Source organism: bacterium (assembly GCA_036524115.1).
GTDB lineage: Bacteria > JAUVQV01 > JAUVQV01 > JAUVQV01 > DATDCY01 > DATDCY01.
The window spans coordinates 1-18,483 of record DATDCY010000134.1 but is presented as its reverse complement, the minus strand read 5'-3'; the positions used below and the strand labels follow the sequence as shown (position 1 = coordinate 18,483).

General features: G+C 72.1%; 18 protein-coding genes and 1 tRNA gene. 9 read left to right on the top strand and 10 right to left on the bottom strand.

Annotated elements, in window-relative coordinates; genetic code table 11:
• Positions 1 to 258 precede the first annotated feature (258 nt).
• On the top strand, positions 259 to 1,965 hold the full coding sequence (locus VI078_06340) for a glutamine--tRNA ligase/YqeY domain fusion protein (GenBank protein ID HEY5998909.1): 1,707 nt from the start codon (positions 259 to 261) through the stop codon (positions 1,963 to 1,965).
• 76 nt (positions 1,966 to 2,041) lie between these two features.
• On the top strand, positions 2,042 to 2,491 hold the full coding sequence (locus VI078_06335) for a cytochrome c3 family protein (protein ID HEY5998908.1): 450 nt from the start codon (positions 2,042 to 2,044) through the stop codon (positions 2,489 to 2,491).
• Positions 2,492 to 2,551: 60 nt separating this feature from the next.
• Here the strand turns inward: VI078_06335 and VI078_06330 are convergent, their stop codons facing one another.
• The 10 genes from VI078_06330 to VI078_06285 form a co-directional block, all read right to left on the bottom strand.
• Positions 2,552 to 3,373, bottom strand: a complete 822-nt coding sequence (locus VI078_06330) for an ABC transporter substrate-binding protein (GenBank protein ID HEY5998907.1) — start codon at positions 3,371 to 3,373, stop codon at positions 2,552 to 2,554.
• On the bottom strand, positions 3,307 to 3,525 hold the full coding sequence (locus VI078_06325; GenBank protein HEY5998906.1) for a hypothetical protein: 219 nt from the start codon (positions 3,523 to 3,525) through the stop codon (positions 3,307 to 3,309). The genes VI078_06330 and VI078_06325 overlap by 67 nt, the downstream gene beginning before the upstream one ends.
• A 145-nt stretch (positions 3,526 to 3,670) precedes the next feature.
• Positions 3,671 to 3,744: transfer RNA gene (locus tag VI078_06320), tRNA-Gln, on the bottom strand.
• Between the two features lie 610 nt (positions 3,745 to 4,354).
• Positions 4,355 to 5,857 (bottom strand): glutamate--tRNA ligase, encoded by a 1,503-nt coding sequence (gene gltX, locus VI078_06315; protein HEY5998905.1) that lies wholly within the window; start codon positions 5,855 to 5,857, stop codon positions 4,355 to 4,357.
• 7 nt (positions 5,858 to 5,864) lie between these two features.
• Positions 5,865 to 6,551 carry a hypothetical protein gene (locus VI078_06310; GenBank protein HEY5998904.1) on the bottom strand — a complete coding sequence of 229 codons (687 nt, stop codon included), beginning with the start codon at positions 6,549 to 6,551 and terminating at the stop codon, positions 5,865 to 5,867.
• Positions 6,552 to 6,699: 148 nt separating this feature from the next.
• The gene (locus tag VI078_06305) at positions 6,700 to 7,455 is read right to left on the bottom strand and encodes a class I SAM-dependent methyltransferase (GenBank protein ID HEY5998903.1); all 756 of its coding nucleotides are present in this window, start codon (positions 7,453 to 7,455) and stop codon (positions 6,700 to 6,702) included.
• 16 nt (positions 7,456 to 7,471) lie between these two features.
• The gene (locus VI078_06300) at positions 7,472 to 8,038 is read right to left on the bottom strand and encodes a LemA family protein (GenBank protein ID HEY5998902.1); all 567 of its coding nucleotides are present in this window, start codon (positions 8,036 to 8,038) and stop codon (positions 7,472 to 7,474) included.
• A gap of 51 nt (positions 8,039 to 8,089) precedes the next feature.
• Positions 8,090 to 8,251: a hypothetical protein gene (locus VI078_06295; GenBank protein ID HEY5998901.1), complete on the bottom strand. Its 162-nt coding sequence runs from the start codon at positions 8,249 to 8,251 to the stop codon at positions 8,090 to 8,092.
• A gap of 222 nt (positions 8,252 to 8,473) precedes the next feature.
• Positions 8,474 to 9,244 (bottom strand): TPM domain-containing protein, encoded by a 771-nt coding sequence (locus VI078_06290; protein ID HEY5998900.1) that lies wholly within the window; start codon positions 9,242 to 9,244, stop codon positions 8,474 to 8,476.
• On the bottom strand, positions 9,234 to 9,977 hold the full coding sequence (locus tag VI078_06285; GenBank protein ID HEY5998899.1) for a hypothetical protein: 744 nt from the start codon (positions 9,975 to 9,977) through the stop codon (positions 9,234 to 9,236). Before VI078_06285 ends, VI078_06290 begins: the two co-directional genes overlap by 11 nt.
• A gap of 206 nt (positions 9,978 to 10,183) precedes the next feature.
• Between VI078_06285 and VI078_06280 the strand changes: the two genes are divergently transcribed.
• From VI078_06280 to VI078_06250, 7 genes are all read left to right on the top strand, one after another.
• Positions 10,184 to 13,312 carry a BamA/TamA family outer membrane protein gene (locus tag VI078_06280; protein HEY5998898.1) on the top strand — a complete coding sequence of 1,043 codons (3,129 nt, stop codon included), beginning with the start codon at positions 10,184 to 10,186 and terminating at the stop codon, positions 13,310 to 13,312.
• A gap of 5 nt (positions 13,313 to 13,317) precedes the next feature.
• On the top strand, positions 13,318 to 13,527 hold the full coding sequence (locus VI078_06275) for a DUF3330 domain-containing protein (protein ID HEY5998897.1): 210 nt from the start codon (positions 13,318 to 13,320) through the stop codon (positions 13,525 to 13,527).
• Positions 13,528 to 13,570: 43 nt separating this feature from the next.
• Positions 13,571 to 14,272 carry a Sir2 family NAD-dependent protein deacetylase gene (locus tag VI078_06270; protein HEY5998896.1) on the top strand — a complete coding sequence of 234 codons (702 nt, stop codon included), beginning with the start codon at positions 13,571 to 13,573 and terminating at the stop codon, positions 14,270 to 14,272.
• 191 nt (positions 14,273 to 14,463) lie between these two features.
• Positions 14,464 to 16,374: a DUF294 nucleotidyltransferase-like domain-containing protein gene (locus VI078_06265; GenBank protein ID HEY5998895.1), complete on the top strand. Its 1,911-nt coding sequence runs from the start codon at positions 14,464 to 14,466 to the stop codon at positions 16,372 to 16,374.
• A gap of 11 nt (positions 16,375 to 16,385) precedes the next feature.
• The gene (locus tag VI078_06260) at positions 16,386 to 17,048 is read left to right on the top strand and encodes a 3'-5' exonuclease (GenBank protein ID HEY5998894.1); all 663 of its coding nucleotides are present in this window, start codon (positions 16,386 to 16,388) and stop codon (positions 17,046 to 17,048) included.
• Positions 17,049 to 17,079: 31 nt separating this feature from the next.
• A complete protein-coding gene (locus VI078_06255; protein ID HEY5998893.1) occupies positions 17,080 to 17,346 on the top strand; it encodes a YggT family protein in 267 nt (88 codons plus the stop codon).
• Between the two features lie 142 nt (positions 17,347 to 17,488).
• Positions 17,489 to 18,460 (top strand): glycosyltransferase family 2 protein, encoded by a 972-nt coding sequence (locus VI078_06250; GenBank protein HEY5998892.1) that lies wholly within the window; start codon positions 17,489 to 17,491, stop codon positions 18,458 to 18,460.
• The last annotated feature ends 23 nt before the right edge of the window (positions 18,461 to 18,483 follow it).

The following is an 18,483-nucleotide window of genomic DNA, read 5'->3' as shown; positions in this document are numbered from 1 at the left end:
CCCTTTGTGCCCCCTGCCGCCCGCCTTGACAAGGCCTCCGCCGGGGACATAGGTTCGGAACTCGAGGGAACATCCCCCGCCCGGCGCGGGCCGCGCGGGCCGCGAGAGGAGGTGAAGCGCATGAAGATCACGAAGGTGACCCCGCAGACTTCCACCCTCTGCAAGTGCAAGAGCAGCTGCTAGGGGCGGCCCGTCCCGGCGGCGGGGTCGGAGCGCTGTGCTAGAATCCTTGCGCTCGTCGACCAAGGGAGGAACTTCATGAGCGATGCGACCCGCCCCGCCGCGCCCGCGGAGGCCGCTGCGCCCGCGCCCCGGGACTTCATCCGCGAGATCGTTGCCGCCGACGTCGCCGCGGGCGTCAACGGCGGTCGCGTCGCGACGCGCTTCCCGCCCGAGCCGAACGGCTACCTGCACATCGGCCACGCCAAGTCGATCTGCCTGAACTTCGGCATCGCGCGCGAGTTCGGCGGCACCTGCAACCTGCGCATGGACGACACGAACCCGGCGAAGGAGGAGGTGGAGTACGTCGACTCGATCGTCGAGGACGTGCGCTGGCTCGGTTTCGACTGGGACGACCGGCTCTTCTACGCCTCGGACTACTTCGAACGGCTCTACGGCTTCGCGGAGCAGCTGATCGAGCGGGGCAAGGCCTACGTCGACGACCAGAGCGCCGAGCAGATCCGCGCGACACGCGGCACGCTGACCGAGCCCGGGACGGCGAGCCCGTGGCGCGGCCGCGGCGCCGCCGAGAACCTCGACCTCTTCCGGCGCATGCGCGCCGGCGAGTTCCCCGACGGGGCGCGGGTGCTGCGCGCGAAGATCGACATGGCCTCGCCGAACATCGTCCTGCGCGACCCGACGCTCTACCGCATCAAGCGCGCGACGCACCACCGCACCGGGGATGCCTGGTGCATCTACCCGATGTACGACTTCGCGCACTGCCTCTCCGATGCGATCGAGGGGATCACGCATTCGATCTGCACGCTGGAATTCGAGATCAACCGCCCGCTGTATGACTGGGTGATCGGGAACGTCGACGCGCCGGGGCGCCCGCACCAGTACGAGTTCGCGCGGCTGAACCTGACCTACACGATCCTCTCCAAGCGCAAGCTGCTCAAGCTCGTGCAGGGCGGCACCGTCTCGGGCTGGGACGACCCGCGGATGCCGACGATCTCCGGCTTCCGCCGCCGGGGGTACACCCCTGAGGCGATCCGCGCCTTCTGCGACAAGATCGGCGTCGGCAAGCGCGACAGCACCGTGGACGTCGCGCTGCTCGAGCACTGCCTGCGCGAGGACCTCAACCGGCGCGCGCCGCGGCTGATGGCCGTGCTGCGGCCGCTGAAGCTGGTCATCGAGAACTATCCGGAGGGGCAGGTCGAGGAGCTCGACGCGGTGAACAATCCGGAGGATCCGGCGGCCGGCACGCGCAAGGTTCCCTTCTCGCGCGAACTGTGGATCGACCGCGAGGACTTCCGCGAGGATCCGCCGAAGGGGTTCCTCCGGCTCGCCCCGGGCCGCGAGGTGCGGCTGCGCTACGCCTACTTCGTGCGCTGCACCGGCGTCGTGAAGGACGCGTCCGGCGAGGTGATCGAGGTGCGTGGCACGTACGACCCGGCGACGCGGGGCGGGGACGCGCCGGACGGGCGCAAGGTCAAGGTGACCATGCACTGGCTGTCGGCGGCGCACGCGCGCGAGGCCGAGGTGCGCCTCTACGACCGGCTCTTCGCCCGGGAGAACCCCGACGAGGCCGAGGACTTCCTCGAGGCGCTCAACCCCCACTCGCTCGAGGTCCTGCGCGGCTGCCGCATCGAGCCGGCGCTGGCCGCGGTGGCGCCCGGCGCGCTCGTCCAATTCGAGCGCGTGGGCTACTTCGCGGCCGACGCGCGCGATTGGCGCCCCGGGGCGCCCGTCTTCAACCGCGCGGTGACGCTGCGCGACGCCTGGGAGAAGCTGCGGAAGAGGTGACGGTTGACATTATCCACATTCTCGATAGAGTGATGTCCAAGGCATCGCCCACAACATCGAGGGGGAGGATGGTCGCATGAGGAAGGTCCTGCTGCTCACCGCCGCCGCACTGCTCCTGGCCGGTCCCGCCGTCGCGCCCGCGGCCGAGACCAAGGTCCCGGCCGGCACCGAGAACCTGGTCCTCGACTCCATGTCCAAGGGGAAGCAGAAGGCGGGCAAGAAGGTCCTCAAGGGCCCGGTCCCCTTCGCGCACCAGGCGCACGTCGACGCCGGGGTCAAGTGCTACGACTGCCACCACAAGCAGAAGGAAGGCGAGACGCCCAAGCCCTGCCACGAGTGTCACAAGGAGCTCAAGGGCGACACGCCGAAGGAGAGCGACGCCTTTCACTGCGGCGCCGTCGAGACCATGCCCGCGCTGCAGTCCTGCGTCGGCTGCCATTCGCGCACCGTCGCCGGGACGAAGGCGACCAAGGCGCCTCTGACGCGCGAGCCCTGCGACGCCTGCCACAGCCTCCTGAAGAAATAGCGCTCTGCCAGCGTGGCAGTCGGGGGCGGGACCGGTGTCCCGCCCCGCCACGCTGACCGCTCAGCTGGCGCCTGCCTCCGGCAGAGACACAGCGCTCACCAGGTTCCCGAGATCGTCCTCGCGCGGGAGAAGGCCCGCCGCGACGAGGATCGACGACACGCTCCGCGCGGCGGCAGCGAGGGCGGGGGAGCTCCCCCCCAGGTAGTGCCAGTTTGCCGCGACATCAGTGAGCACGATCCCCCGGAACGATTCCAGGGCCTCGGGGCCCGTCAGCTTCATGTGGGGGGCGATGCGGTCCGCGACATCCCGCGCGTTGCGGCGGAAGTGCTCCAACGCTCTGAAGTGCGCAGCCACGAGTGCGCGCACCGCCCTGCCGTGGGAACGCAGCGCGCTCTCCCTGAACGCGAGGACGTCGATGATGGTGTCGGGGATCTGCCGGCTGTCGAAGACCACGTGCGGGCCCTGCTCGCGCAGGCGTGAGGCAAACGGCTCGAAGGTGATCGCGACGTCGATGCGGCCCTGACGCCACGCCGTGAAATGGTCGTCGACAGGAAGGGAAACGACCGTTACGGCTTGGAGCGGGAGGCCGGCCGCCTTCAGGACCTTGTGCAGCATCAGGGCCCCGAGGCCGGACCGATCTGCGGCGATGCGCTTGCCCGCCAGGTCGGCGAGGGTGCCGATGCCGGTGCGCGCCAGGACGACATCGGCGCCTGCCGACACATCGAACACCAGGACTACCGTCAGCGACTCGCCGGCGGCCCTGAGGCGCAGCACCTCGTCAAGGGTGAGCGCCGCTCCGTCCGCCTTGCCCGCCGTCAGGACGCTGCGGGAAACGGCGGCCGAGTTGGTCTCAAAGAGAGAACAGCCTTCCTGGGGAACCAGCCTTCCCGCTGGGCGAGGAACATCAGTTCGTAGCCGGGCCAGATGTGGCTGGCAACCACCAGCGGCTTGTCGGTGCGCCCGCACGCGGACGACAACGGCGCCAGGGCGAGCCCGGCCAACCCGGCGAGAAGATGCCGGCGCGTGAAAAGCATCCCCGGGGTACTCTCCGTCACTCGCCCCCCCCGTACCGCCCGCCTGGCGCTCATACTATGACCTTGGGAGTCCGGCGCCGATAGCTCGTGCGCCGATCCAAGCGGTCCCGTTTCGTATCTTTCGGTGTCCGGAGGAAAAAGGAATTGGCTGGGGGACAGGGATTCGAACCCCGATACGCAGATCCAGAGTCTGCAGTCCTGCCGTTGGACGATCCCCCAGCGGCGGCGGAAATATACTCACTTCGCGCGCCCCGGTCAACTTCGGGCGGCGCTTCGGCCGCCACTTCGGGAAGGCCAACGCCGGCGGCTGCTGCTCCCGTGCCGGGCCCCGACCCGGCGGCGCCTGTTCCCTTCCGTCGCGACCGTCCACGTGCCCGCGGGGGTGGGGCGCTGTCGGGCGTGCGCTGAGTTGCGCGCTCGACCGCAGGCCCGGGGGGTCCGCGGGGGTTGCGACCAACCCCCGCGGGGGTGACAGCGAAGGGGTGCGACGGTCAGGAGCAGCCCGGAGCGCCAGAGGGGCGATAGCCCCTATGGAAGGGCTCGCCAGAGCCCTCCAGGTTCCCTCGCGCTCCGCAATGCGTCCGCCCGTCACCGCCCCGCCCCCGCTCAGGCACATGCCGGCATCGTCTTGAGGGCCGCGGCCCGGGGGGCGCCTGTGACCGGTCATAATGCGCCGGCCGCGTGCTATGTCCGCTGAGTGTGGCCGGCGCATTGACAGTCGAGCAGCTGATGAGTGCTCTCGCCGACTGAAGGCCGCAGGGCGAGACGGAAGGGAACAGGCGCCCCCCGGGTCGTGGCCCGGCTTCGGAACGAGGGACCGGACGCGCGCCTAGGACGCGGACGCGGCCTCGAGCGCCTGCACCGCCCGGCGCACGCGCGCCAGGACCGTGTCGCGGCCGATGACCGCCATGCTCTCGAACAGCGGCGGGCTCACGCTCTGGCCCGTCACCGCGACGCGCAGGATGCCGAAGACCTGGCCGGGCGAGAGCCCGAGTTCCTCGACGAGCGCGCGCAGCGGCGGCTCGGCGATCGCGTGCTCCACCGACGGCAGCCCCTCGAGGACCGCCAGACAGCGGGCGGCGACCGACGCCGCCTGCGCCGCGGTGAGGTTCTTTGCGACGAGCGCCGCCGCGTCCGCGGCAACGTCCCCGCGGAAGAAGAACCCGGCCATCCCGACGACGTCGTCGAGCGTGACCAGCCGCTCGCGGACCAGCGGCGCGACCTTGAGCAGCCGCCCCTCGTCGACGGCGAGCCCGGCCTTCTCGAGGAACGGCCGCACGCGCCGCGCCAGCTCGGCGTCGGGCAGCGCGCGAATGTGCAGTCCGTTGAAGTGGTCGAGCTTGGTGTAGTTGATCGCCGCGGGCGCAGGGTTCAGCCGCTCGAGGCTGAAGGACCGCACCAGGTCCGCGAGCGTGAAGTTCTCCGTCCGGTCGTCGAGGCTCCAACCCATGAGGGCGACCCAGTTGACCACGCCCTCCGGCGTGTAGCCGAGGTCCCGCAGATCCGCGAGGTAGATCGAGTAGCCGTCCTTCGCGAGCGCGGCGGCGTCGCGCTTGCTCATCTTGCCCTTGCCGCTGGGCTTGAGAAAGAGCGAGAGGTGGACGAACTCCGGCTCCTTCCAGCCGAGCGCGCGGATGATGTGCACGTGCAGCGGGAAGGTCGGCAGCCACTCGGCCCCGCGGATCACGTGCGTGATCTTCATCAGCTGGTCGTCGACCATCGCGGCCAGGTGGTAGAGCGCGAGCCCGTCGGACTTGACGATGACGTAGTCGTCGAGCTGCCGGTTCTCGACCGTGATCGGCCCGCGCACGCGGTCGCGCACGGTGATCGCCCCCTCGCGCGGCATGCGGAAGCGGACGACGTGCCGCTCGCCCGCCGCGACGCGCCGCGACGCCTCCTGCGGGTCCAGCCGCCGGCAGGTCCCGTCGTAGAGGCGCGGGAGCTTGTGGGCCTCGGCCTCCTTGCGCATCGCCTCGAGGCGCTCGGCGGTGCAGAAGCAGGGATAGGCGGCGCCCCGCTCGACCAGCCGCCGCGCATGCTCACGGTAGATCTCCGCGCGCTCGGTCTGCCGGTAGGGGCCGTAGGGGCCGCCGACGTCCGGCCCCTCGTCCCACTGCAGGCCGAGCCAGCGCAGGCTCTCCATGAGCTCCTGCTCGGCGCCCGGGACGTAGCGCTTGCGGTCGGTGTCCTCGATGCGCAGGATGAACCGCCCGCCGGTCTGGCGCGCGAGCAGGTAGTCGTAGAGCGCCGTGCGGCCGCTGCCGAGGTGGGTGCGGCCCGTCGGGCTCGGCGCGAACCGGACGCGGACGGGCTCCCGCCCTGTCTCGCCCACCGGACGCCTACTTCGCGGCCGCGGGCGGCGCCTGCGCGCCCAGCTCCCGCGCGGCCTTGTCCAGATCGGTCTCGCCGCCGGCCTGCGCCTTGAGCTCGGCGAGGGCGCGGCGGATGTTGTCGGCGTTCGCGTCGTTCGGCGCAACGCGCAGGTAGTCCTCCCACGCCGCGATCGCGCCCGCCTTGTCATTGAGGTCGTGCATGAGCACCACGCCGAGGTTCATCCGGCTCTGGGTGTGGGTCGGGCTGAGGCCCGCCGCCTTGCGGAACGCCGCGGCCGCCTTCGGGAACTGCTTGAGCTGGCGGTACATGATGCCCATGTCGGTGATCACGTTGGGGTCGCCGTCCTTGACCGCCAGCGCGCGCTCGTAGGCGTCGACGGACTTCTGCGCCTCGCCGATGTCGAAGTAGTCGTTCCCGAGCTGGACGAGCCCATCGTAGTTCTTCGGGTCCTTGCGCAGCATCTCCTCGAGCTGGGCGATGTCGCGCCCCATCTTGATGCGGTCCGGCCCCTGCTGCCCGCCGGTGATCGGCGCCGGCGCATCCGAGACCTTCGTCCCGCCCCCGCCCGAGGGCCCGAGGATGCTCATGATGATCAGGCCGACGATGAGGCCGGCGACGAAGCCGCCCCCGACGAGAATCGCCTTGTTCTGCCCCTGCGACCCCGCTGCCCGGGGCTGCTGATTCGCTGCCATGTCGTGTCCCTCCGTCATCTGGAAATTTAGGGATTTTACCACGACCCGCCCCCACGCCGAAAGGGCCGTGAGCGGCGCCTCAGGCCGCGGCGATCCGCGCGATCAGCTCCTCAGGCGGCGACAGGGCCGGGACCGAACGACGGTCCGCTCACGGCGCTTTCGGAGGCGGGTCGCCACCGTGGACGCCGTCCGGGGACGTCGTGTACACCACGACCTGCCCGTCGTCGTGGTGGATGCGCACGGGCACCCGCAGGAACTGCCGGAGACAGTCGGCCACGCTCACGACCGTGACCGGGCGGCGCAGCGCGTCCAGGCCGCCCGCGAGCATCTCGTAGAAGGCGCGCCCCGGGCCTTCGGGGCGCACCGGGCGGTACAGGTAGATCACGTCGAATTCGTCCGGCGGCACGTCCAGGATGTTCGCGTGCACCCACGCGACCCGATCGGCGGGGATGCCGAGGAGCGCCTGCAGCAGCCGCCCCTGCTCGATCATCGGGCCGCCCAGCTCCACCATGGTCGTGAGCCGGTGCGGCCAGAGGTGGTGGATGAGCAGCCCCTGGAAGCCGTTGCCGGCTCCGTAGTCGACCAGCCGCGTCTCGGGGCCGATGAACGGCGCGATGAGGTGCAGCGGCTCGAGCCCGCCCGCGTGGCACCAGTAGCCTCCAAGCGCCTCGAACGCGCTGCGGTCGGCCGGCGAGTACGCGCCCCCCGACCCGTGCGCGACGCAGTAGACGCGCGCGAGCGCGATTTCGATCCGGTCCGCGTCGCCACTGCGTCGCGCCTCCTGCAGCTCGCGGTGCAGGCGCGTGAACGACGGTATGATCTCGTCGACGCCCGGGCGGGCCGCGAGCTCGTCGAAGAGCGTCCCGACGCGCGCGAGCACCCGCTCCCTGCGCGCGTCGCTCACCGGCACCCCCGCGGGGCTAGTTGAACTTGACCTTCGGCGTCTCCTCCTGGCCCGCCGGCAGGTCGTAGTACACCGCCTGCTGCACGCGCGCGAGGGACGCGAAGATGCTCCCGGGGAAGCCGCGGATGTAGGCGTTGAGCGTCCTGACTTCGTCGTTGTAGCGCTTGCGCTCGACGGCGATGCGGTTCTCGGTGCCCTCGAGCGAGTCCTGCAGCTTGAGGAAGTTCTCGTTCGCCTTGAGCTGGGGATAGTTCTCCTGGAGCAGGAGCAGGCGCGACAGCGCCCCCTCGAGTCCGCGGGAGGCCTCGACCTTCTCGCCGACGGTCTGCGCGGAGAAGTACTTCGTGCGCGCCTCGGCGAGCGTCGTGAAGATCTCCCGCTCGTGGGTGGCGAAGCCCTTGACGGTCTCGACGAGGTTCGGGATCAGGTCGTAGCGCCGCTTGAGCTGGTTCTCGACCTGCGCCCACTGCGCCTTGATGGCCTCGTCCATCCGGATGACGCCGTTGTAGCCCTTGACCAGCCAGCCGCCGACCACCAGCGCGATCACGCCGATGATCACCGCGATCTTCACACCCTTGCCCATGGCCCGCGACCTCCTTTGGAAGACATCCGTTGACGCCGCATTATACCCTGTTCACGAGAGGTGTTCGTCCGCCCAGCGCCGCGCCAGCCACCACCCGAAGCCAGAGCAGACCGTGCTCACGACGAAGGCCGTCCCGACGCCGACGAAGGCCCCGAGCCACCAGCCGACCGAGCCGGCCACCGAAGCGCCGACGAAGCCGAGGAATCTGCTCACGCGCCTTCCCGCGTGCCCGGGATCAGGCTGCCCCGGCGCTCCGGGCCACCCTCCGCTGTATGACGAAGCACAGGCTGCCCCGACGTTCCTGGAGCGTCATCTTGTGTCCCGGCAAGGCAGGCCGAAAGCTCGCGAGGAGGCGGGCTGGTGCCCGCCGCACGAGCGAAGCGAACGGCCAACGCCGCCGGGGCGCAAGAGGGCCTCCAGGAAGCCGGGGCCGCACTACCATGAACCGGAGGAGCCGCCGCCGCCGAAGCCACCACCGCCGCCGCCCCCGAAGCCGCCCCCGCCGCCGCCCCACGAGCCGCGGCCGCCGCCGCGCGAGGTGAGCAGCAGCCAGATCAGCAGCTGCGGGTGGCGGATGAGCAGCCAGAGGAAGACGATGCCGGCGAGCACCATGAACGCCACCTGCAGCGGCCCCGCGCGCTGGCCCGCACGACCCCGCGCGGCGGGCGCCCGGGCAACGCCGGGGGCCTCCGGGAGCTGCGCGCCGGCGGCCTGCGCGATCCGCGCGGCGATCTCCCCCGCGGCCGCGACCAGCCCGCCGCCGTAGTCGCCGGCGCGGAACGCCGGCACCAGCAGCTCCCGCCCAATGCTGCCGACCGCGCTGTCCGGGAGCACCGCCTCGAGCCCGTAGCCGACCTCGATGCGGTAGCGCCGCTCCTGCAGCGCGAGCGTGATCAGGACCCCGTTGTCCTTCCCCTTCTGCCCGAGCTTCCAGCGGTTGTGGGCGACGTCCAGGGAGAAGTCCTCGAGCGACTCGCCCTCGAGCGAGCGCACCGTGAGCACGAGCACCTGCGCGCCCGTCCGCTCCTCGAGGCCGCGCAGCAGGGCGCTGAGACGGGCCGCGGCCGCCGCGTCGATGACGCCGGCGAGGTCGACGACGTAGTCGGGCGGCGTCGCGGGCAGCGGCGGCGACACCGCCCCGGCCCGGAGCGCGACGGTGAGCAGCAGGCCGGCAGCAGCGAGGGCCGACGCCAGCCTACGTCGCAAGCGCATCGACCATCCGCCCGAGCTGCTCGGTGGCCCGGTGGCACCGCTCGAAGAGCGCGCGCACGCCCTCGGTGCCCGGACGCGAGTGCCCCTCCTTGAGCGCCAGCATCTCCGCGAAGACGCCGGCGTCGGGCCCGGCGACGGCGGCCAGCGCGGCGAAGGCCTCCGCGCGCCGGACGGGCACCTCGCGGCCCAGCAGCGAGAGGATGCCGCGCGCGAGCGGCTGGTAGCCGGCGAGGAAGCGCACGAGCGCCTCGGCGAGCTCCTTCGGCTCGCCGAGCGAGCGCAGGTAGGCCTGGCGCAGCCCGATGAGGCGCGCCTTCACCTCGCGCTCGCACTGGCGGCGCAGGTCCGCGCGGTCGATCGCGAGGCCGGCGAGGACGTCCTCGCCGGCGACGGTCTCGTGGATCAGGCGCAGCTCGAGGAACTCCATCGGGAAGACGTCCAGCGAGTCGGCGACGTAGTCCGTGTCCATCAGCAGCGGCGGGGCGACGCCCGTGCGCCGGTGGCGCCTGCCGAGCGCCCCCACCGCCTCGAGCACCTGGAGGTCCATCCTCCGGAGCACGAGCAGCGTGTTCACGTCGGAGCGCCCCTCGACCCAGTCGGGGGTGACCGCGCTGCCGACGACGTGCAGCGAGTGCAGGCTCGCGCCCGCGACCCGGGCGAGATCCTCGAGAAAGGGCGCGCTCTTCGCGCGCACCGCGGGGGAGAGCCGGTCCAGTCGCAGCGTCACGTCTCGCTCCTCCATGGCACAATCCGCCCGCACACGCGGATCAGAAAAGCAGACTTGTGATCAGGCCTCGATCCCTTTCGCATGTCCTCCGGCTTCGAACAGGTGCCGCCCTCCCGAAACCGCGCGCACGCGCGGATCGTGGTCCCTGCAGTGGTCCTCCCGAGCCGTGGCGGCCCCGCACGGGCTCGACTATACTACGGTTCGCGATGCGCACGGCGGCGGCGAGGGTCCTGGTCCTGCCCCTCGCGGCCGCGCTCGCGCTGTGTGCCGCGGCGCCGGCACGCGCGAAGTTCGACCCGGCGCGCCGCTGGCTGACGGCCGAGACGCCGCACTTCGCCGTCCACTTCCCCGAAGGGTGCGAGCCCGTCGCCGCGCGCGCCGCCGCCCTCGCCGAGGACGTCCACGCGCGCCTCGCGCCGCGGATCGGCTGGCAGCCGCGGGCGCGGACCCGGCTGGTCCTCTCCGACGACGAGGACGCCGCCGGCGGCTGGGCCACGCCGTACCCGTACAACCAGATGCTCGTCACCGTCGCGCCGCCGCTGGGCGAGCCGGGCTTCGGCACGACCGCCTACGACGACTGGCTGCGCCTGGTGATCACGCACGAGTACACGCACGTGCTGCAGCTGGACCTGGCGTCCCGCTTCCCGCTCGCGCTGCGCTCGGTCTTCGGGAGACTCTACTTCCCGAACTCCCTGCAGCCGCTCTGGCTGGTCGAGGGGCTGGCGACGTACGAGGAGACCGAGCTGACGGCAGGAGGCCGCGGCCGCTCCCCCGGCGCGGAGATGGTCCTGCGCATGGCGGCCCTCGAGGGGCCCTTTCCGCGGCTCGAGGCCATGGCGGTCCTGCCCGACGAGTGGCCCGCCGGGCAGGTGCCGTACCTCTTCGGCGAGTCCTTCCTGCGCCGCCTCGGCGAGCGCTTCGGCCGTGAGAAGGTCACCGCGATCAGCCAGGTCTACGGCGGCAAGCCGCTGCCGTTCTTCGTCGCGGCCAGCGGCGAGGAGGCGCTGGGCGCCGGCTACGGCGAGCTCTGGCGGGAGTGGTCCGAGGGCCTGCGCGCGGGGTTTGCCGGGCAGGCGCGCGCCGTGGCGGCCCGGGGAATCACGTGCGCGGCGGCGCTCACCGTCGACGGCCGCCTCAACCTCTCGCCGGTCTGGTCGCCCGACGGCGCGCGCATCGCGTGGCTGCGCTCCGACGGCGTCGACTTCCCCGGCGTCTGGGTCATGGGCGCCGACGGGACGGGACGTCGCCGCGTTGCGAAGGACGCCTTCTCGAGTGCCACGTCCGGCGCGACGCTCGCCTGGAGCCCCGACGGGCGCCGGCTGTATTACACGAAGCCGGGCTTCGTCCGCGGCGCGGCGGTGCAGGGAGACCTCTGGGCGTGCGACGTCCGCAACGGGCGGCAGGCGCGCCTGACCGAAGGGCTCCGCGCGCGCGATCCCGCGCCCTCGCCGGACGGCCGCACGCTTGCGCTGGTGACCGCAGGCGGCGGGACCACCCGGCTGGCGCTCCTCGACCTCGGCGGCGACCTGCCGGCGACGTCGGCCGCCCGGCTGCGCCACCTGATGGAGCCCTCGGCGGACCAGCTCGCCGTACCGCGCTGGAGCCCGGACGGCGGGCGCATCGCGCTCGGCGTCCGCGCCCCGGACGGCACCAAGAGCATCCGCGTCCTCGATCGCGACGGCCGGACCGTGGCCGAGATCGGCCGCGACCGCGCGCTCGACGGCGGGGCGTCCTGGAGCCCCGACGGGCGCAGCCTCTGGTTCGCCTCGGACCGCACGGGAATCTTCAACCTCTTCGTCTGGGACGCGGCGACCGGCCGCATCCGGCAGGCGACCAACGTCCTCGGCGGCGCCTTCCAGCCTGCCGTCTCGCCGGACGGGAAGCGCGTCGCCTTCGTGGAGTACACCGCGAGGGGCTACGACATCCGCCTCATGGACACGCCCGATGTCTCTTCCCTTCCGATGGTGGACGAGGCGGCGACCACGGCGGGACCCGGCGACGCGCCTGTCGATGATCGCAAGTTCGGGGACGCCGTTGAAATCGGGACAGCGGAGGGGTGGCGCGAAGCGGGGGTCCCCCAGCGGCGCGCAGCCGTCTCGGCGAGCACCGATGGGGGTGCGCAGCGACAGGACCCCGGAGCCGCACGGGAACAGGGTGCATCTTCTTCTGACACGAGCCGCACGCTCTCGGAGGACGCCTTGAACGCCCGTCCCTATTCCCCCCTCGACACCATCGGCCCCCGCCTGTGGCTGCCGTGGTCCGCCGTCACCCCCGAGAGCGGCACCCTCGTCGGCGCCGTCACCGGCGGGCAGGACGTCCTCCAGCGCCATCGCTGGCTGCTGGAGGCCCTCTACGGCCCGGAGAGCGGACGGTTCATGCACGCGCTCGCCTACGCCTACTATGGCCTCCGGCCCACCCTCTCGTTGCACTCGAGCGACCTCGACCGCACCTACGCCGGCCTCGTGCCGCAGCCGGCGGGCGCGCTCGACTACACCGAGCGCGAAAGAGTCGCCGGCGTCGAGGTGACGCTCGATTTCCCGGGCTTCGAGTCGTCGCAGGCGTTCTCGCTCGGCTACGAGTACCGCCACGTCAGCGCGCTTTCCGAGCCGCCCCCGGTCGCGCCGTCCCACGACAAGGCACCTGCCACCGGCGCCCTCGGGGCGGCGCGCCTCGGCTGGACGTACTCGAGCGCCCGCCGGCAGCCATATTCGATCAGCCCCGGGGACGGCCGCGGCGTCGCGCTCGCACTGGCCCACGCGCAGGAGGGGCTTGGCAGCGAGCGCACCTTCACGCGCGCCTCCGCCGGCTGGGCCGAGTACCTCCCGCTGCCCGTCCGCCGCCACGTGCTGCTCGCGCGCCTCTTCGCGGGGACCGCGGCAGGCGACGTCCCGCCGCAGGGCGCGTTCGCCCTCGGCGGGGGCTCGCCGGGGGACGTCGTCCTCAACGTCGACGACGCGTTCCTGCCGCTGCGGGGCTACCCGGCCAACGCGTTCCGCGGGGACAACGCGGTCCTCCTCGGGCTGGAGTACCGCTTCCCGCTCGATGAGATCGCCCGCGGCGGCGAGACGGCGCCTCTCTTCCTCCGGCGGCTCCACGGCGCCCTCTTCGTGGACGCGGGCGAGGCCTGGGACGGTGGCGGCTTCGACGCCGCGGACCTGCGCACCGGGATCGGCGCCGAGCTGCGACTGGACCTCACGTTCGCGTACTCCTTCCCGCTGACGCTGCGCGCGGGCGTCGCGTGGGTGCTTGACGAGGAGGGGGGGGTGTACCCGACACTAGGGCTGACCATGGCCCAGGGCCTCCTGGGTGCGACAACGCCCACTGGAAGGAGATGACGCCGATGGCCAAGAAGAAGCCCGATGAGAACGCGCCGCCCCTCTCCTGCTCGCTGTGCATGAAGGAGCTGCCCCACGACCTCGCGCACACCGTCGAGGGGCCCGATTACGTCCACGCCTTCTGCGGGCTCGACTGCTACCGCAAATGGACGGAGAAGCAGGCCGCGGAGGACGCGAAGGAGGGGAAGGCACCCGCAAAGCCCTCGCGTGGGTGAGGGTGGGGCCGGCGCCGGCGGACGGTCCACACCCGCGCCGGCGGTGCGTGCGCGCATCGCGCGCGCGCGACGGCTCGTCGTCCTGACAGGCCCCGCGCTCGCGCCGGACAACGCGATCCCCGCGTTCAGCGACTGCGGCACGACGTTCGGCGGCGCCGAGGTTCGCGCGGTCGCCGCCCAGCAGCCGTTCTTCGAGGACCCCGTCGCGGTGTGGCGCTGGTACGACGAGTGCCGGCGACGGCTCGCGGGCGTGGCACCGGGTGCCGCCCGCCGCGCGCTTGCCGAGGCGGAGCGGCGGGCCGAGGCGTTCACGCTCGCGACCGAGTGCGTCGACGGCCTGCACCGGCGCGCCGGCAGCCGGAACGTCGTCGAGCTGCGGGGGAGTGTCTGGCAGACCCACTGCACGCGGTGCGGCCTGCGCTCCGAGAACCGCGACGTGCCGATCGCGATGCCGCCGTCCTGCCCGCTGTGCACCGGACTGGCGCGACCCGGCGTCCTGTGGCGGGGCGAGGAGGTGCCGCGGCCCCTGCTCGAACGCTGCTTCGAGGCCCTGCGACGATGCGACGCCCTTGTCGTCGCCGGGACGCCGGGTGACGGGCAGCCCGCGGTGGCGTTCATCGCTGTGGCCCGCAGGGCGGGTGCTTTCGTCGTCGAGGTCTCGGCGGACCCACGGCCGGGCTCCGCCGCCGACGCCCTCGTCATCGGCCCGCCGGACGACGTCGTGCCAGACCTCTTCGCCTCCTGAGGCCCGCACCGGCACGTTACGATGGGTAACACCGCGTCTGGCACAGGCCGCACACCCCCGGCGCCCGCCGCCGTCGCGGCAGCGGGCCGGGCGGGGCAAGTCATGGAAATCCGGGAGGTCCGCCGTCCGCGCGAGGGACCAGCCGGCGCCGGCTGGGGGTGGCACGCTCCTTGCTGACTTCCGCAGCTGTCATGCTCACGCGCGAGGTCGTCCAGTTCCTCCAGGGCGTCCCGCCGTTCCAGACCCTTCCCGAGGAGACGCTCGACGCGCTCGCCCGGACGGTCTCGCTCGAGTACTACCCCGCCGGCTTCCCCATCCTCACGCAGGGCGGCCCCGCGAGCGACTCGCTGCAGATCGTGCTCACCGGCGCCGCCAAGATCACGATGCGCTCGATGGAGAACGAGGAGATCGTCATCGACTACCGCTCGGAGGGGGACGCGATCGGCTTCCTCTCGCTCTACGGCAGCGACCGCTCGCGCACCGACGTCACCGCCGTGAAGGACACGACCTGCTACCTCATCCCGCGCGAGCCGTTCCTGGCGCTGCTCGAGGCGCACCCGGACGTGCGCGAGTACTTCCATCGCGTCTTCCTCGCCAAGTACATGGACAAGGCCTTCACCGACCTGCGCAGCCGCAGCGGGCTCTTCGGCGGCGGCGGCGAGAAGCTGCTCTTCACGACGGCGGTCGGCGACCTGATCTCGCGCAGCGTCGTGACCGCACCGAGCGGCACGAGCATCCGCGAGGCCGCGGGCGCGATGTCCCGCCACGGGATCAGCTCGCTCGTGCTCACCGACGCGCACGACGCGCCCGTCGGCATCATGACCGACCGCGACCTGCGCGAGAAGGTCGCCGCCCGCGGCCGCAACTTCGCCGAGCCGGCGTCCGCGATCATGAGCCGCTCGCTGATCAAGGCCGAGGCCACCGACTACTGCTTCGAGGCGCTGCTGACGATGCTGCGCCACAACATCCACCACCTGCTCATCGTGGACCACGGCCGCCTCAAGGGCATCGTCACGAACCACGACCTGCTCATCCTGCAGGGGACCTCGCCGATCTCGGTCGTCCGCGAGGTCGAGGGGCAGACAAGCCTCGAGGGGCTCGCGCAGGCGGCCGCCAAGGTCAACGCCATCGTGGGGCTGCTCCTGCGCGACGGCGCCAAGGCGAGCAACATCACCCGCATCATCACGGAGATCAACGACCGGATCGTGCGCAAGGCGATCGAGTTCGCGACCCGCCCCCTGGGTCCCGCGCCCCTGCCCTGGTGCTGGCTCTCCTTCGGCAGCGAGGGGCGCCGGGAGCAGACGTTCCGGACCGACCAGGACAACGCGCTGCTGTGGGCGGACCCGTCGGGCCCCGCCGAGGAGGCGGCCATGGCCGAGTGGGCCGGCGCCTTCGCGCGGCAGATGCGCGAGTCGCTCGAGCAGTGCGGCTTCGCGCCCTGCCCCGCGGGCTACATGGCCGACACCCCGCGCTGGCGCCTGCCGCTCTCGGCGTGGGGGGAGCTCTTCTCGAAGTGGATCACGAGTCCCGGGCCGGAGGCGTTGCTGCACGCGGCGATCCTCTTCGACTTCCGGGGCCTGGCGGGGACCATCTCGCTGGCGCGCGAGCTGCGCGCGCACCTGGCGCGCTCGCTGCGCAACCAGCGGGTCTTCTTCGCGCGGCTCGCGGGGATGGTCACGATGCACCGGCCCCCGCTCGGGCTCTTCGGGACCATCGAGGTCCGCAGCGAGGGCGAGCACAAGGACAAGCTCAACCTCAAGGTCAGCGCGCTCGGGCCGATCATCGGCATCGTCCGCCTCTGCGCGCTGGAGCGGGGAATCCCTGAGACGGGGACCCTCGACCGGATCGCGGCCCTGCGGGAGGCGCACCCGCTGCTGCGGCGCTTCGGCGACGAGCTGGCCAGCGCCTTCGAGTTCCTCTCGCTGCTGCGCATCCAGCACCAGTTCCAGTTGCTCCAGGCCGGGGGCGAGGTCGACAACTTCATCGACCCGGCGCAGCTGAGCCGCTACGAGAAGAAGACGCTCAAGGACGCCTTCCGCCTCATCAACCGCGCGCAGGAGCTGATCATCGAGGAGTACCGCGCCGGGCTGGTGGGGGCGTAAGGGGCGGCGGCATGGCAGGCCTGGTCTCGCGGATCCGCGGGCTGCTCTCGGGCGAGGCGGTCGTCGACGCCGGGCTGCCGCTCGAGCGCATCCCGTTCGCGGTCGTCGACACCGAGCTCACCGGGCTGGACGAGAAGCGCGACTCCGTGGTCTCGGTCGGGGCCGTGAAGATGTCCGGCACCCGCATCGAGCTGGGGCGCACCTTCTACCAGCTCGTGAGCCCGCGCGCGGACTTCAAGCGCGAGAGCGTCGTCGTGCACGGCATCACCCCGGACGACGTGGCGCAGAAGCCGCCGCTCGACGCGGTGGCCGCCGACCTGCTCGCCTTCTGCGGCGACCGCGTGCTCGCCGGGCATTTCCTGGCCCTCGACCTGGGCTTCCTCGGCCGCGAGTGCCCCTCGATACGCGCCGCCGACTGGCGCCGCCGCGCGGTGGACACGATGCGGCTGCACCAGTGGCTCGCAAGCCAGCGGCACGCCGGCGACTTCTCGCCGCAGGGCGAGGAACTGAACCTCGATGCCGTGGCCCGCCGCCGCGGGATCCGGCCCGCGGGCGCCCACAACGCCCTGGCCGACGCCTTCACGACCGCCCAGCTCCTCCAGCGCCTGCTGCGCGCGCTCCCGGACCACGGGGTGCGGACGCTCGGCGACCTGCTGCGCGTCGGCAGACCGTGAGTCGCCGACGCAGGGGAGGCCATCTGCAGCCGTGATCTACCTCGTCCAGTTCGTCAACTACACGCTCGCGCTGGGGATGTGGCTGATCCTCGGGAGGGCGGCGCTCGGCGTGCTCACCGGCGGCAGGCCGACGCCGCTGCAGGCGCTCTTCGACCGCTTCACGGCGCCGTTCTTCGCGCTGACCCGCCGCGCGTTGCCGTTCGTCGGGGAGAAGGGCGCGCCGCTGGCCGCGTTCTTCCTGCTGGCACTCCTGCGCGTGGCGCTCATCGTCCTCGCACACCCCGCCGCCGGCCGCTGACCGCCCCGCGGCGCGAAAAGCCGCAGGACAATGGGCCGGGCTCGTTGACGCGACTTCGCGCGGGGGTATACTGACACCCCGGGTTTCGTGGACGGTCCACGAAAGGAAACGCAGACAGTCGGGCCGCTGTCTCGGGGGGCGGGTGGGCACCGTCGTTTCGTTCGTCATACCCGTCTTCAACGCCGGGTCGACCATCGGGCCGCTCGTGCGCGCCCTCGTCGAGCAGTTCGCCGGGACGTACGCGCTCGACGTCGTCCTCGTCGACGACGCCAGCAGCGACGACAGCGAGCAGGCGTGCCTGCGCCTGCAGGCCGAGCACCCCGAGCTGATCACGTACCTGCGGCTGGCGCGCAACTTCGGGGAGCACAACGCCGTCATGGCCGGCCTGCACCACGCGCGCGGAGAGTACGTGGTGACCATGGACGACGACCTGCAGCACGCGCCGCAGGAGGTCACCAAGCTCCTGGCGGAGATGGCCAACGGGCACGACATCGTCTACGCCAGCTACGAAACCCGGCGCGATCCCTGGCTGCGGCGGGCGGCGAGCGCGCTGCACGGCCGGCTCGCCCGCGTCTTCCTGCGCAAGCCCGTCACGCTGACGCTCTCGACCTTCCGCGTCATGAACGCCTTCCTCTGCAAGGAGATCATCAAGTACAGCGGGCCGATGCCCTACATCGACGCGATCGTCCTGCGCCTGACCTCGAACATCGGCTCGGTGCCCGTGGAACACCGCGCCCGCCGCAGCGGGCGGTCGACCTACACCATCGCGAAGCTCGTCTCGGTCTGGGGCAACTCGCTCGTGAGCTACTCGCTGATCCCGCTGCGCATCATCGGCCTCCTCGGCGTCCTCTTCGTCGTGCTCGGGTCGCTGCACGGCGGCTTCATCCTCCTCGACATCGGGGCGCCCGACCGTGCGGAACCTTCGGGGTACGAGCGGCTCTCGGCGGTGATCACCTTCTTCCGCGGCCTGCAGCTCGTGGCGATCTCGATCGTCGGGGAGTACGTCGGGAGGACCTTCCTGCACCTCAACCGCGACCCGCAGTTCGTGGTCCGCCGGACACTCCCCGCGACCGGCTCGGAGCGCCGGCGGGCCGGCCCGCCGGCGGCGCCGTGACCGGCGCGGTGCGTTCTGCGGAC